This window comes from Paenibacillus sp. JT22N7, assembly GCF_059383875.1.
Genome location: NZ_JBXENY010000001.1, coordinates 475,025 through 490,266 on the forward strand (window position 1 = coordinate 475,025; position 15,242 = coordinate 490,266).

The window sequence follows — 15,242 nt, forward strand, 5'->3', positions numbered from 1 at the left end:
CAAAGGAGTACAGGACATGAGCCTGTACTCCTTTGTTTGTCTATTTATAATGCGGCGGCATTTAATCAGCCTACAGCTTAAGCCCGCCGAGGCTCGCACCGGCTGCGAACAAACGCTCAATCCGTTTCTCCACCGCCGGATCGGCGATGAGTGGCGGCGCTTGATGAGGCTTCGTACGCGCATCAATAATGACGTTATCACAGGCCCAGTGCTTGTGCTCGTAGCCGCTATTTACCCCGTAAATATCATGGGAAGGGTTGCTGCGCGTAAACGTAGCCCACAGGAAGTTATCCACCTTCGCGCTTAAAAACGTGCTGTCGTCGCATAAAACAATCATCGGGCAGGAAGGCAGAGGTCCCTTCTCAGCAATTGCTTCGCTCAAGCTCTGCAATTGCGCCTTCGCATCGGCGTAGCTCGTGAATGCTGGACCTTGAATGGCTACGACGCCGGGCATAACGAGACGCGCGTTTTCAAATCCGCGCAGCTCCTTCAGCACGTCAGGCGTTTCGCGGCACAGCTCGCGAATCTTCTCTCCATAGGCGGCAAAAACGACCTTGCTGCCTTCATTAAGCCCCGTACCCGAATAGTCCAGCGTATCGATCGTCGTATTTGTATAAAAATGAATATCCCGGCGCAGCTCCAGCCGCTCCAGCACATAGGCGAGAAATTCCGCCTCATGATGCGTCGTTACAGGCTGCTTGTCCTCCGCCGTAATAAATAAATATTTGGCCAGGCTGAGCTGCCCTGTGCCCAAAATCCGGTTCGCCAGCGTCAAAATTTCCGTTGGCCGCTTGACCTGCTGATACGGCGTATACCGCTCGCTTCCAATAGCGAACAGCAGCGGATGCACGCCTGCTGCATCGACGGCGTGGACTTCCTTCACGCCGGGAATTTCCTGCTTGATCGCATCTCCCGTAAGCTCATGGATAAGTGCTCCGAAGGCGGTATCCTCCTGCGGAGGTCTTCCGACAACCGTAAACGGCCAGATCGCATTGGGCTTTGCATACACTTTATGCACCTTCATGAGCGGAAACGGATGCGTCAGGCTGTAATAGCCCAAGTGATCGCCAAATGGGCCTTCCGGCTTCGTCTCTCCAGGATGAATTTCCCCAGTAATGACGAAATCTGCGTCATTGCTAAGCACAAATCCATCTCGGTAGCTATAGCGGAAACGGCGTCCTGCGAGCAAGCCGGCAAAGGTCATTTCGCTTAAGCCTTCCGGCAGCGGCATAACAGCTGCAAGCGTATGGGCTGGCGGACCGCCAACGAAGATGCTCACCTTCAGCGGCCTGCCCAGCTTATTCGCCATATCCTGATGAATGCCAATGCCGCGGTGAATTTGGTAATGGACGCCGATTTCCTTATTCAGCTCGTAATCATTGCCGCTCAGCTGAACGCGGTACATGCCGAGATTCGCATTCATCAGTCCCGGCTTGCCCGGCTGCTCGGTAAACACCTGCGGCAGCGTTACGAAAGCGCCGCCATCGTCTGGCCAATGCTTAATGAGCGGCAGGTCGGAAATTTGAATTTCCTGCGCCGCTACTGGCACGCTGCCTGAGCTTTGCTTCGGCAGCGCTTTCCATGCTGCAAGCCCCGTTCCAATATGCCCAAACGGGTTTTTCATTGCTTTCATGGGGGCGCCGCGCAAATCGATGACGCGCTGGGTGGACTCCCATGTATGGCGGAACATGAATTTGCTCCGCTCAACCGTTCCAAACAAATTAGAGACGGCACGAAATTTGGAGCCTTTTACATTTTCGAACAATAGGGCGGGACCGCCAGCTTCAAATACCTTCATATGAATCGCCGCCATTTCCAAATGGGGGTCGACCTCTTCCTTTATTCGAACGAGATGTCCGTTTTGTTCCAAATCGAGTACACATTGTTCCAAGTGGCGATACATGTTGAAATAGCTCCGATCTATATGAATTTTGCGAAATGATTCTCAGCCAAGGTGGAAAGGCTTTCGCCGTCCTTTGGCGGCGCGGCGCGTTTCAATCCGAGAAATATAAGAATTTATAAGTGTGAAGCTTATAAATTCTTATATTAAAAAAACCAGTTATCTCTAGTTAAAACGAATTAAAACCCCTTGTCAAATTTACCGACCAATCGACAGAAAAGGTTCAAAATTTAATAGAGTTCAGATATTGAGATTTACACAGCAAGGTGCATAAACATACACTGTAACCAGATTCTATTCCAGTCACACGTCATAAATTCCAAAATTAGATAGAGTCGAGTCGAAATAAAGGGAGGGCAGCTGGCGTCGAACGATGTTGAAACTATAAATCATGTGGAGGAGATTACATGCTACACACAGTTATTGTGCCAGTAAACCAAGATTATAACATTTTGAACTTATTTACGGATTCATTGCTGCGGACAGTAAGCCCATCCACCCAGATTATCTTCATCAATGACGGTTCCGGCACAGCAGTCAGACAGCATTTGGATAAGCTTCAGTCAGAGTGCAAGGAAGGCGTGACGGTGGAGATTTTGCAGCACGACTATCCGCTTGGATGCGCCGTTTCTATTAATAGCGCGCTAAAAATTGCACAGGGGCAATATATTTATTTTCTCGATTCCGACACGATTCTGAATCACAATTGGCAGCAGCTCATGAGCGAAACGCTGGACAGCAGCGATGAAATCGGCATGGCAGGCGGCGTGCTGCTGTATCCGCAAACAGGCGGCGTCCAGCATTGCGGCATTGCATTTGCGGATACGATTGGCCGTCATCTATTTCTAAACGCGTCGCCAATGGATATTCCGAAGCAGACGTTTTCCGTGCAGCTCGTCATTTTCGCAATGTTTGGCATGAAGCGCGAAGTGTATGAGAAGGTGGGGCTGCTTGATGAAAAGTTCTTCAACGGCTACGAGGATTTCGATTACCAGATGAGAGCGCGTGCAGCCGGCTATGACATCGTTATTAATCCGGAAGTTTTGGCCTATCACTGGGAGCGCAGCAGCGGCATCCACCGCAGCTTCAATCGCAAAAACAACCTGGCCCGCTTCTGGAAAAAATGGGGCAGCGACATCAAGGCCGATATTTGGCCGTTCATGTTTGACCATCTGAAGTCGCATCTGGAGCAGCAGGATGCAGCAGCGGCATCGCTGCCGATGATTGGCGTCGATTTGGCAGAAGTGCGCAGCGATGCGGATATGTTCTGGAGCCAGCTTCGCGAGGCAGAATTCGCTACGCTGACCGAGGTGTACGACTATTCGAACCGCTTCAACTCGAATGGGGCGATTTGGCTGCCGCAGGTGCTGGGCAAGGAGCTTATTCAGAGCCGCAGCCGTCTGCTGTTCCTCGTAGACAACTTCACGCGTCTGCTGGAAAACCGCTACTGGATTGAAATGCGCCACGCCCACCGGGCACAGGATTTGATCATTGACCTCTATGGCAATGTCATCTCCATCGACCGGATTTATGAAAGCTGCTGGCCAGGAACTAAGGTGCGCTAGTACGCGCTAAATGGAGGAGAAACCATGAAGACGAGAGAGGAGCAGGCGGTATTTACTCAAAGCCTGCAATGGTTGGAGCGCGTGCAGCAATTGATTCCGAGCGGATGCAGCACGCTGGCAAAGACGCCAGAGCGCTTATTCCCCGGCGAAACGGCCATCTGCTGCGTAGAAGCCAGACAATCCAGATTTATCGATATCGACGGCAATGAGTGGCTCGATTGCGAGATGGCGATGGGCACCGCCTCATGGGGACATGCCCGTGAGGAAGTGCAAGCGGCGATTGTAAAACAGCTCGCCAAAGGGACAAGCTTCTCGGTGCCCGCTGATGTAGAGCTGACGGCAGCGGAGCTTATACTCGCCCGCTTTGAGCAGCGTTATGCAGCACTGCGCTTCTGCAAAGGCGGAGCCGATGCAGTTAGCGGCGCAGTCCGGCTGGCAAGAGCTTACACCCGCAGGCCAAAGGTGATGTCGACGGCTTACCATGGCTGGAGCGATTGGTCAGCCTATGGCTATTACGGCGGAGACGCGGAAGCGATGGGGATTCCGGCGGAAATCCGCAGCAGCACCGTTTGGGTGCCGCATGCAAGCCTGCGGCGGATCGAAGACGAGGTGCGCCGGCATGGCGACCAACTGGCCTGCATCGTGTTATGTCCGAACGAGTGGCAGCGCGAGGAGCTGGCCAAGGTGATGGAACTGGCCGCACGCCACAGCATTCTAATCATATTTGACGAGGTAACATCTGGCGCAAGAATGGGCAAGCAGGCGACCGCAGGCGAATACGGGCTGTGGCCGGATATTCTTTGCTTGTCGAAGGGGCTGGCCAATGGCCTGCCGCTGGGCGTCGTACTAGGCTCAGAGCCGATTATGCGGCTATGTGGGCAGGTCAAGTTCAGCAGCGCCCATTCGAGCGAGACGATTGCACTGGCAGCGCTTATTGCCTGCGAGAAGCTGATGCAGGCGGCACCGAGCTGGCCAAGCTGGCGCGGCGGTACGCAGAAGCTGATGACAGAGCTGCAGGCGCAGCTGGATGTGCTGGGACTGACAGAGGAGCTGGCCCTGCACGGCACCTATGCGAGCTTCTGCCTGAGGTCGCGGGCGGAGCAAGACTTTTACCGCGATCCCTTCCGCGCTTATATGATGAAGCGGCTCGCTCAGCAGGGGATTTTTACGAAGGGATTTTTCGTCTTCTCGGATGCTCATTCGGAGGCGGAGCTGTTGCTTGTACAAGAGTCGCTTAAGGAAGTTTTGCTGGAGTGGAGCAAACAAGAACATAGATCCAGCAAGTCGGCTGTTTAGACGATTATTCACAAATCGAAAGAGGAGGCAAGTTAATGAAAGCATTAGTATATCAGGATTATCGCAAGGTGGAACTTCTGGAGATGGAGGAGCCAACCATCGTATCGCCGACAGGCGTCAAGGTTAAAATTTTTGGCTCGGGCATTTGCGGAACGGACCTTAACATTGTAAAAGGAAAAATTCCGGCCAATTCCGGCACGATTATCGGCCATGAAGGCGTTGGCACTGTCGTTGAAGTCGGCCCTAAAGTAAGAAGCGTTAAAGTGGGCGACCGTGTGCTTATAGATCCAACGCAATCTTGCGGCATTTGTTCTTACTGCCGTGAAGGGCTGCACTGCTACTGCGAAAATTTCGAGGATCATCAGGTTGGCATGACCATCCACGGCACTTTCGCGGAATATTACGCAGGCGAGGAAAGATACGTGTTCAAAATTCCTGACACGATGAGCTGGGAAGCGGCCATGATGGTCGAGCCGCTGGGCTGCGTGCTCAACAGCTTCTTGAAAGCTCGCGTTAAACCAAGCGATTCGGTGCTTGTGCTTGGCTCTGGCGCGATTGGCTCCTTGTGCCAGCTTGTTGGCAAGCGGCTTGGCCGCCTGACCGTTGGCACAGAAGTGGATGAATACCGTAAAAGCTTCGCTGCAAACATCGCTGATTATGTGTTCCATCCTCAGGAGCTGACGCTGGGAAAAGTGCTCGAAATTAATAATGGCCATAAATTCGATATTATTATTGATGCGGTCGGCAATCAGCTGCATGTTGCTCTTGAGCTGATCGGCAAAGGCGGCAGAATTATTCCTATGGGCTATGACGACAGCTATGAAGTATCGTTTAAGCCGACGGATTTTATTAACAACGGTGTCAATGTCATTGGCGATGTAGCGGTTCATCAAATGATCAGTACGGCGCTCAAGTTTGCTCAAAGCTTGCCGGAGCTCGAAAACATGGTCACTTCAACCAAAAAGCTGCAGGACTACGAAGGCGCTTTTAATGAAACGATTGGTTATGACATGAGCACAGGCGCGCCAAGAGCGATGACCTCCGTTAAGACAGCACTTATTTCATAAGGTAGGGCAAGGCAAGGGCGTTTTGGCTGCGCGGCGAAAGGCTTACGGGGCGCCGCGCAGCAATGACGCATGAAGAAGAGGGGATGAGCCTTAAAGATGAAGCTGCTTGCCGATTTGCCAAAAAATCCGCGGTATTCGATTTTTCTGGAGCCGCTCTGGGCGATTCCTGGAACGATCGTTTTGTTTTATGCGCCGCTCTATATGAAGGATGCGGGACTGAGCGATATTGAAATTGGGTTGATCAATTCCATAAACCTGTATTTTGCTTTTGTGTTTCAGTTGTTTGCCGGGTCGATTACGAATAAGCTGGGACGCAAGCGCACCTCGCTCATTTTTGATATTGTAGCCTGGAGCGTTCCGATGTTTATTTGGGCGTTCTCGCAAAGCTTCTGGCTGTTTATGATTGCCTACTTATTAAATGCGACGTCCAAGTTCGTCACCGTGTCGTTCAATTTGCTCATTATTGAAGATGTCGAGGAGCGAAAGCGACCGAAAGTTTTTGGCATCATGAATATGATTATTACCGCAGCAGGAGTGCTTACACCGCTAGCGGGCTTTGTCATCGCCGATTTTGGTATCGGGAAGACGCTTGCCGTCATTTATTTTGCCGGAGGCGTAATGATGACGATTATGTTTATTGTAAGAAACCGGCTGACAGAGGAGACGGAGGCGGGCAAAGAGCTCATTGAGGTACATAGCCAGACCAAGGTGCTGAAAAGCTTGGGAGCCAGCCTGCGACTATTTGGCAAAGCGTTTTATACCCGCCGGTTGTTCCCGATTATTATCATAACGGTACTGTCGAATTTTATTTTGCAGCTGAATTTTTTTCAGGTCGTGTTTTTCAAGGAGGAGCTGCATTTCGGCGATTGGACAATTTCCTACATTCCAGTCGTCACTGCGGTAACGGTCATGGTGTTATACTTGGTCGTCATTCCCCGGCTGAAACAACGCTCGGATGAAAAATATGTCAGTCTGTCGATTGCCTTATGCACCGCCGGCTCCTTGCTGCTGCTCTTTATTCCTTCCGGCAATGTGCCGCTGCTCATGCTGACGATTATTATATTGGCGGCAGGAACGTTTATTTTGCAAACGTACCGGGATGCGCTGCTGATGAATCGCCTTGGCACGCATGAGAAAGCCGATATGTTTTCGGCCGTACAGACGGTCATGACGCTTATTGCCATTCCCTCCGGTTATTTGACGGGACTCCTCTATAATTACAGTCCGAAGCTGCTGTTCGCCGTCATTGTTGCGCTGTATATGGTGCTCATGGCTGTCGTGTTTTTCCTCCCGGTTCCTTCCAGGCAGCAGCAGGTGATGAAAGCGAACCATCACGTCTAATAACCATTTGCAAGCAAAAACGATTTCGTCGTCCTTCCAGGACGCGCGAAGAGCTTTGTCGGAGAAATATAAGCCTATTTGAAGTGCAAAACTTATAAATTCTTTTATTTCAAGGTGAAACGGCCGAAAGCCGTCCTCCGGCGGTGCTGCACGTTTCAGTCCGAGAAATATAAGCCCATTTATAAGGGGAAACTTATAAATTCTTATATTTTGGCAAAAGAAGGTTTTAAGCTAATTAGGTCGAATGGTTATACAGAAAATGGCTACGGAGGGATAATTAATGATTAATGTATTGAATCATGAAACACGCGATACACTGGCTTGGATGAACGAGCCATCGCAGTGGCAGTTCACAGAGCAGGGCGGCGTGATCATTGAGGCGCCACCGGAGGCGGATTTTTTCTGCGATCCATCAGGCAAGCATTTTGCCAGCTCAGCTCCTTTTTTGTATGCTCCAGTCAAGCGCTCCTTCGAATTAACGGCGCGACTTACGGTGGAGATGAAGCAGCAGTATGACTCTGGGTGCCTTATGCTGTACGTCGATAGCGACAATTGGTGCAAATTATGCTTTGAATTCAATGGTCGGGCAGCCTCGATCGTCTCGGTCGTCACCAAGGACGGCTGGTCAGATGATTGCAACTCGGAAGAGATTCAGTCGGACAATCCGTATTTGAGAATCAATAAAGTAGAAGACTGCGTGTCCTTCTATTATTCGCCTGATGGCGAGGATTGGAGGCTGATCCGTTATTTCGGCATGCGCACACCTGATGAAGTAAAGGCCGGTGTCGTCGCGCAATGTCCGAAGGGCAGCGGCAGCAGGGCCGAGTTCAGCTTTGTCCATCTCACCGAGCCGAACGTGGAAAGCCGATTTTAGCAGCTGCAAGCTGAAAGTCGCTGGCGGTAAGCTGCAAGTAAAAGCAGGAAGGTAGCTGATAGTAGCGATGAGTCTGAAAGCGATCATTTTTGATTTCGACGGCTTGATTATGGATACCGAGACACCTTGGTATTATGCTTTCCGCGACATTTATCAGGAGCATGGCGTAGAGCTGTCGCTGGGCCTGTGGTCCCGCAATGTGGGCACAAATTTCGACGAATTCAATCCTTTTCATTATTTGGAGGAAGCGCTGCAAACGCCAATTGACCATGACCATATTAAAGAGCTCTCTGAGCAAAAATATGCCGTTTATATTGGCGAAACCGGGCTATTGCCTGGGGTTGCGGAGCTGCTGGCGAGCGTGAAGCAGCGAAATCTGCACCTTGCGGTTGCGTCCAGCTCTACGCGTGACTGGGTTCATAGCTATTTGAAGAAGCTTGGCATCTTTGAAGCTTTTGATGTGATTCATACCTCTGAAGATGTGCAGCGGGTGAAACCTGACCCGGAGCTGTATGAGCTTACGCTGGCACGGCTTGGCATTGATGCCTCAGAAGCCATCGTCTTTGAAGATTCGCCAAATGGTTTGAAAGCTGCGAAGGCGGCTGGCATCCGCTGTATCGTGGTGCCGAATGAAGTGACACGGGATTTGGAATTTTTGAATTATGATCAGCGGCTTGCCTCAATCGCCGAATTTGATTTCGAAGCTTTGTAGCTTTTGCGCAGCACCATTGGCGAGCAGCCTTCATGCTTTTTGAAAACGGAGCCAAAATAACTCGCGCTATTAAAACCGACCGCCTTGGCAATGTCATTAGCTGTCATGGCATCCTCATGAATGAGCATTTCTTTTGCCTTGAGCAGTCGGTAGCGGGTTAAAAAATCGAGCGGGGTCATCGCATATTCTTTTTTGAACATGCGATTCAAATGCTGCTCGGTTATGTAGAGCTGCCCGGCCAGCATGGATAGGGAAATGTCGAGATGATAGTTTTGCTTAATATAGGTCAGGATGCTGGACAGCTTCGGTGTATGCTCCTTGCGTTCAGGGACGAGGTAAAGGTCCTTGGAGAGCTTCAGCTTGATAAGCAGCATATACAAGAGTGCTGATCCTGTGAAAATACGCTCCTGCCGGGTGGATTGCTGGCTTAAAATAATCTCGTCAATGAGCATTTGCGGAGCGGGATCAAGCTGAAATACGGAAAGGTTAGCGATATGTAAGGCTTGCAAAAATGCTGGCAGCAAATAACCGGTGAAGGTTAAATATTTGATGCTTAGCGTTTCACTAATTTCGCACGAAATAGAAGCGGTGTGGGAAAAATAAAGAATGGCAACGCCTTCCTGCAGCTGAATTTCCCGTTCTTGAAAAACAAGGCGGCCTGTACCTCCTACGCAGTTTACGATTTTGTAATCAGGGCTGCCTCCAGGGCAACGGTCGGGCTCAGTGACGGTAACGCTTCCAGATCCGGTAATCAATAGGGGGAGCTCGTTGTAGGTGCTGCCTGTGTCTATTGCTTCCTGCATCAAATTCCTCTTTTCTCCTAAAAGTGGAATAAAAGTGAGACTCAAACTGCGAATACCTGAATTTCAATTGGAATTATAACATAGATAAAGAAATATATGTTATATCTAGTTTTCGATGTTTTTCTCTGTTTTTCGCTATCTTTCGTTAATGTCGAATATTTGTAATGATGTAAAGAAACCGCCGTTCTTGACTTTGAGAACGGTTTTTTTTCATGTCAGCAACAAGTAAAAAAATGTAAAACAAGTTTTGCCTGCCTTGAAATGGCGACAGTTTTTTATGCTTATGTTAAAATATATGACAAACACAATAGAAGAAAGCATGGTGACGGGGTAAGCATGGGAATGGAAGCATTGAAGGGGAAACGACTGGTCATAGCAGGATCTCGAAAAACAGAGGAAATGAGCGCCATCATTGAAAAGCAGGGCGGGACAGCGCTCGTGCGGTCGCTTCAGGGTTTGACACTGCTGGATGAGGAAACGCTGGAAGCACCGCTGCGGCGGTTTGCGGCGGAGGGGGCGGACTGGGTCGTCTTAACGACGGGCATTGGCTCGGAGACGCTTGCCAGCAACGCGGAAAAGCTGGATATAAAGGAAGCGTTCTTGGAGCAGCTGACGCAAGCATCGATTGCTTCCAGAGGCTACAAGACGACGGCTTATCTTAAGCGTACCGGCTTGAAAGCGGTTGTTGCGGATGATGATGGCACGGTGCAAAATCTAATCGAAAAGCTGGCGGAGCATGATTTTGCCGGCCAGCGTATCGTCATTCAGCTGCATGGCGAGCCGTCGCCTGAGCTGGAGCATTTTTTTGCTGCTAAAAAAGCGGGTGAGGTTATTTCGCTGCTGCCCTACAAACATGTTCCGCCCGAAGTAAGCGTACTTACTCAGCTCATGGAAGAGCTCGCTGCAGGCGAGGTTGACGCGATCTGCTTTACAACAGCTGTTCAAGTCCAGTATTTATTCCGCTATGCGCGAAAAATAGGTCTTGAGCAGCAGCTCCTGGAACTATTCGCTGGTCAGGTGCTGGCAGCAGCTGTGGGCAAAGTAACTGCCGAGGCGCTGCAATTAAATGGCGTACAACGATATATCGTGCCGGATATTGAACGAATGGGTGCGATGATTATTGAAGTGGCGCATTATTATGAAGCGCAAGGCTTAACCCAATAAACGAATGGCCCATTCGAGTACGTTTGGGCTGCACCCTTTTGAATGGCTGCTTCGTCTTAAGCTTGTAGTCGTTGCATCATTTGTTTAAAAGGGGAGATATAATGGGAAAAAACAGCTTGTTCATGTTGTTGCTCATATTGACTATATGTTTAGGTGCATGCTCCTCGGAGGTTAAGCCATCTGGAGAAGCTTCGGCTGCCGCAAGCGGGACAGCGGAGACTCCAACTGTTTCTAATACGCCAGCGGATGACGGAACCAATGCTGGAGCCGCGACGAAGGAGCCCATCGCGGAGCCGACAGCAGCGCCGCTGCTGGATACTGCTGTGCTTGGCAAAGGTGCATTTGGCTTTGCCGATGAAGCAGGCAAACAGCTGCTAGTCAGCCCGGCTGAAGGGGGGAGCGAGCAGTGGGCCAGCTTCAACCTCGCGGTTGGTCACAATGGGCAGCTGCTCAAAATTAAATACAAAAGTGAGCAAAAGGCGACCGAAGCCGATAACGGCAGGCAAACGGCGCAAAATTTTGCAAACCAGCAAGGCCAGCTGTTTGAGGTCGTGGAGGGCAAGGCGGAGCCGAATGAAACGTATTTTCTAACCGATGATCAGTCGGTAAAACCGGAAATGCTGCTGTCCATAGCTGATACAAGAAGCGGGCAGGCAGCAGATGATGTGAAGGCGGCCATTGCCAAGAGCAAAAATCGCAGCGTAGAGAAGCTATGGCCGCTTGAGGAAATAGGCGCTGAAGGAAATACCTTGTATTTGGTGCAGTTCGAGCGTCAGGGCAAGGACATGCTGGCGAGTCTGGCGCTGCAAACCGCAGACGGCTTTATTTTTCAAGACTATCCAGCCGAGTTCGATGAAAGCTCGACGTGGCGGGTAGACGATGGTGGTGAGGTTATGCCGGAAATGTTTTCCTTCCTATTCGCTGCGAAGACAGCTGAAGGTATCGTTCTCGGAGTTAAATGGATGGGGGCGGAAGGGGAAAACGTATCGTTCCTTTCGGAGCAGGATGGCAAGCTATCCGAGCTTGACATCAGCTATGGCCGTTATATGTCGCCGGTGTAAAGCAATACTAGAAATTTAACCGATTAAAGAAGAAAAAGCGCCGAATGCTTCTATTTAGAAGCGTTCAGCGCTTTTTTAATTTGACGGTTGACCGCATCAACGTTAGTACGGCTGATAAGCTCATCTTTTAGCGTAAAGGCGCTTTTGAGGCGGATGATCCGATAGACGCTGTCATCGAGTGTTTGCATGGAGATATCGCCGGTTTTGACCGCTTTTTTTAGCGCCTTCAGCACAGCGATCTGCTGCTTCGCATCATGTCCGACAAGAAGAATATCGTTGCCCGCTTGAACCGCTTTGACCGCCGCATCCGAAATGCCAAAATGCTTCGTAATGCCGCCCATCGTCATGTCATCCGTGATGACAACACCGGTAAACCCGAGCTTATCCCGTAATAAATCGGTAATGATCGCCTTGGATAGGGAAGCGGGATATTGCTTGTCCATTGCTGGAATAAGCAGGTGGCCGATCATGACAGCAGGGGCTTGCTGCTTTATCGCTTCTTTAAAGGGCAGCAGCTCGAACTGCTCCAATTGCTTCAAGCTTTTGTCCACTACCGGCAAGTCCAGATGCGAATCGACTGACGTATCGCCATGACCGGGAAAATGCTTGACAACGGGTACGACATGTCCCGCTTGTATGCCCCTCATCGTCTCGATGCCGCTGGCAATGACGCTTTCCGCTGTGGAGCCAAACGCCCGGTTGCCAATGACCGGATTGTCCGGGTTGCTGTTAATATCGAGCACAGGGGCAAAATCCATATTAAACCCAAGGGCATACAGCTCGGCGCCGATAGCTTCACCTATTCCATAGGCGTACTTAGGTTTATTTTTGCTGCCAATAGACTGGGCGGATGGAATTTTCACGAAATCCTGGGGCATCCGGCTCACGGTTCCCCCTTCCTGGTCGATGCTGAGCCACAGCGGGACGGGATTTTTCTTGTTTTGTTTTTTAAGCTCATTGAGCAGGGCTAGCGTCTGCGAAGCGTCGGTAATGTTTCTTTTGTACAAAATAAAGCCGCCTACATGATACGTATTTATCATTTCGATGGCATCTTCTTGAAGGGTGGTACCTTCCAGGCCAACAAGCACGAGCTGTCCGATTTTCTCATCGACCGACATGCCGGCGATTTCTTGTTTGATTAGGTCAGGCGCTTCCGTCACAGTTGGCGTAGGCGATACAGCTGGAGTTGCTGCTGCCGACTCTGCGGGGGAAGGGCTTGGCGCCTCGGCAGTGGCTGGTTGATTAGAGCCGGAGTTGCTGCCGTTGCTGCTATTGGCAGGATCGCTCGCGCTGCCGCAGGAACTCGCACATATAACGAGAAATGAAGCAAGAAGTATTGAGGTCATTTTTTTAAGCATGTGGGAAAGTTCCTCCTTTTCTTGCAATATCCCCTTTAGGCCAGCTTCTCATACTTTATGCAAAGTTAGAAGCAAAAGCTGTCGCTAGGGCTGTTGCGGCATCATTTCCAAAATTGGGTTGTTAAGCAGGAAATGAGCCGATATAATGGAAGTAGATAAATTAACGATAATCGATAATTTGGAATAGGGACGTGTTCATGTGCCAGAAAATCCAGCAATCGTACCAATTCATTCTATTAGTACACATGTGTATATGAAGCTCAAGAAAGAGATTTTGGCTGGCGAGCTTCAGCCGGGTGCCCGCCTTATTGTACTTGAAATCGCCGGCCAATTCCAGATTAGCCAGGCTCCTGTAAGGGAGGCGCTTGAACGGCTCAAGCAGGAAGGGCTCATTATTGGCGTTCCGAACAAAGGCTCGGTGGTCTCCAACATAACGGCGAAGGAAATCAAGGACTTGTTCGTGCTGCGTGAAATGATTGAAGGCTTCGCGGTTAGGCAGGCGATGCCGCTGCTGACGGAGCAGGATTTTTCCGAGCTGGCGGACATTATTGAGCAAATGGATCAAGCTGTTAAGCAAAACGATATACTGAGCATTTTGGAGCTGGACATGGATTTTCACGGTTTTTTCTATCGTAAATGCGACAACGGGGCCATATTAACGTTATGGAAGGATATGAAGACGAAGCTTATGCGGTTTATGGCAATTTCCAATCGGCATTACACGACACTAGGGCTGGCAGATTACCATACTGTACTTATTGACGTGCTGCGCAAAGGGGATGTTGCAGCGGCCGAGCAGGCGTTTATCGAGCATATGCACGCTTACAAAATCATTCATCTGGATTAGGCCGCGACGAAAGTCGAGGGGCAACTTGCTTGTTAACCTTTCAATTTAAAGGGGAAATGGAGCATGCTGAAAGAAGAGAAATGGCTGAAAGACGATTATATGCTGACTTGGATGAGGGATCGTTTGCTGCAGGAGCTAATGTCGGAAAGAGGCGGCGGCCGAACGAATATGAAGGAGCAGCTGGCGAAGCTGAATATAAACCCTTATTTTACGTATCCGGCTGTAGCTTTGCTTGCGCCAGCGGCCTATTTTCATCATGAGCATGATCGGGTCGGTTATATGGAGAAAATAAGAGAATATTTGCAGCCGCGCATTCCGGCGGGAAGTGTTCTTTTTTTAGATGAGGAGCATCGGCTCGTGCTGCTGTTTTCCTGGGTGTCGAAGAAGATGCTCGATAATGTGCAGGCGATGCTGGGTGAGCAATTTTCCGATCCGATTACGATTGGCGTAGGGAAGCCCTGTGGCTATTTGCATGAAGTGAAGCATTCTTATGAACAGGCAGGGCAGGCGCTTCAGCATCAATTTTATCAGGGCATTGGCGAAATTATTTATTATAGTGAGCTTCGTGCTTATGTGCAGCTTCAGGACTATCCGGAGCATAAGGAGAAGGAGCTGTACGATGCTTGCCAGGGGGCGACGTCGGAAGGGCAGCTCGAAGAAGCGGTAAAAGTGTTTTATCGCAGTGTGATGCGCGGCGGGCCGATTGCTATTTCACACATGTATGAGCTGACGCTGCGTTTGCTCGTGGGAATGGAACGAAGAGTGCTGGCTGATACGGAAGCCGCTGTAGCTAATAAACCTTATGAGATTTTATCCATTCTAAAAATGAAAACGCTTCATGAGCTGGTTCGCTGCGTCAGCGAATTTGTAACAAGCTTGTGGAAGGCGGTGTCGCCTTATCAGGGCGAGAGCCATCGCAGCATCATTAAGAAAACGATGTATTATATGGAGCAGGAATGCCAGCATGTTTCGCTGCAAAGCGTGGCGGAGAAGGTGTATATGACGCCGACCTATTTGAGTTTGCTGTTCAAGACGAATACCGGTAAAACGTTCATCGAGCATTTGACCGATATCCGCATCGACAAGGCGAAAGCCATGCTCAAGACGACGCATTTTAAAAACTACGAGGTGGCGGAAAAGGTAGGCTATCAGGATTCACGCTATTTTAGCCAAATTTTCAAAAAACGGGTTGGCTTGTCTCCCAGCGAGTATCGGGAGTCGGCGGGGCATTAGATTGGGAAGCATAAAGGAAGA

The 15,242-nt window shown here is 50.1% G+C and carries 13 protein-coding genes; 10 read left to right on the forward strand and 3 right to left on the reverse strand.

Going from position 1 to position 15,242, the window contains the following annotated elements:
• Positions 1-70: 70 nt before the first annotated feature.
• The gene (locus AC50Y5_RS02095) at positions 71-1,903 is read right to left on the reverse strand and encodes a UbiD family decarboxylase (RefSeq protein WP_494858128.1); all 1,833 of its coding nucleotides are present in this window, start codon (positions 1,901-1,903) and stop codon (positions 71-73) included.
• A gap of 404 nt (positions 1,904-2,307) precedes the next feature.
• Here AC50Y5_RS02095 and AC50Y5_RS02100 point away from each other — a divergent pair, with 404 nt between their 5' ends.
• From AC50Y5_RS02100 to AC50Y5_RS02125, 6 genes are all read left to right on the forward strand, one after another.
• The gene (locus tag AC50Y5_RS02100; protein WP_099519552.1) at positions 2,308-3,465 is read left to right on the forward strand and encodes a glycosyltransferase family 2 protein; all 1,158 of its coding nucleotides are present in this window, start codon (positions 2,308-2,310) and stop codon (positions 3,463-3,465) included.
• A 24-nt stretch (positions 3,466-3,489) separates the two neighbouring features.
• Positions 3,490-4,761, forward strand: a complete 1,272-nt coding sequence (locus tag AC50Y5_RS02105; protein WP_494858131.1) for an aminotransferase class III-fold pyridoxal phosphate-dependent enzyme — start codon at positions 3,490-3,492, stop codon at positions 4,759-4,761.
• A gap of 35 nt (positions 4,762-4,796) precedes the next feature.
• Positions 4,797-5,828, forward strand: a complete 1,032-nt coding sequence (locus AC50Y5_RS02110) for a zinc-dependent alcohol dehydrogenase (protein WP_494858133.1) — start codon at positions 4,797-4,799, stop codon at positions 5,826-5,828.
• Between the two features lie 96 nt (positions 5,829-5,924).
• Positions 5,925-7,169: an MFS transporter gene (locus AC50Y5_RS02115; RefSeq protein ID WP_056029847.1), complete on the forward strand. Its 1,245-nt coding sequence runs from the start codon at positions 5,925-5,927 to the stop codon at positions 7,167-7,169.
• Positions 7,170-7,449: 280 nt separating this feature from the next.
• Positions 7,450-8,043, forward strand: a complete 594-nt coding sequence (locus AC50Y5_RS02120) for a DUF1349 domain-containing protein (RefSeq protein WP_494858135.1) — start codon at positions 7,450-7,452, stop codon at positions 8,041-8,043.
• Positions 8,044-8,110: 67 nt separating this feature from the next.
• Positions 8,111-8,755: an HAD family hydrolase gene (locus AC50Y5_RS02125; protein ID WP_056029835.1), complete on the forward strand. Its 645-nt coding sequence runs from the start codon at positions 8,111-8,113 to the stop codon at positions 8,753-8,755.
• Here AC50Y5_RS02125 and AC50Y5_RS02130 read toward each other — a convergent pair.
• The gene (locus AC50Y5_RS02130; protein WP_494858775.1) at positions 8,710-9,558 is read right to left on the reverse strand and encodes a helix-turn-helix transcriptional regulator; all 849 of its coding nucleotides are present in this window, start codon (positions 9,556-9,558) and stop codon (positions 8,710-8,712) included. The two genes, AC50Y5_RS02125 and AC50Y5_RS02130, sit on opposite strands and share 46 nt — an antisense overlap.
• 342 nt (positions 9,559-9,900) lie before the next feature.
• On the opposite strand from AC50Y5_RS02130, the gene AC50Y5_RS02135 reads away from it, so the two are divergent.
• On the forward strand, positions 9,901-10,722 hold the full coding sequence (locus tag AC50Y5_RS02135) for a uroporphyrinogen-III synthase (RefSeq protein ID WP_494858137.1): 822 nt from the start codon (positions 9,901-9,903) through the stop codon (positions 10,720-10,722).
• Positions 10,723-10,823: 101 nt separating this feature from the next.
• Positions 10,824-11,783 carry a hypothetical protein gene (locus tag AC50Y5_RS02140; RefSeq protein WP_494858139.1) on the forward strand — a complete coding sequence of 320 codons (960 nt, stop codon included), beginning with the start codon at positions 10,824-10,826 and terminating at the stop codon, positions 11,781-11,783.
• A gap of 50 nt (positions 11,784-11,833) precedes the next feature.
• On the opposite strand, the gene nagZ is transcribed toward AC50Y5_RS02140, so the two are convergent.
• Complete coding sequence (gene nagZ / locus AC50Y5_RS02145) at positions 11,834-13,141, reverse strand: beta-N-acetylhexosaminidase (protein WP_056029823.1); 1,308 nt, start codon at positions 13,139-13,141, stop codon at positions 11,834-11,836.
• Positions 13,142-13,340: 199 nt separating this feature from the next.
• On the opposite strand from nagZ, the gene AC50Y5_RS02150 reads away from it, so the two are divergent.
• Positions 13,341-13,988 carry a GntR family transcriptional regulator gene (locus AC50Y5_RS02150; protein WP_494858141.1) on the forward strand — a complete coding sequence of 216 codons (648 nt, stop codon included), beginning with the start codon at positions 13,341-13,343 and terminating at the stop codon, positions 13,986-13,988.
• Positions 13,989-14,051: 63 nt separating this feature from the next.
• Entirely contained in the window at positions 14,052-15,221 is a 1,170-nt protein-coding gene (locus AC50Y5_RS02155) for a helix-turn-helix domain-containing protein (RefSeq protein WP_494858143.1), read from the forward strand.
• The last annotated feature ends 21 nt before the right edge of the window (positions 15,222-15,242 follow it).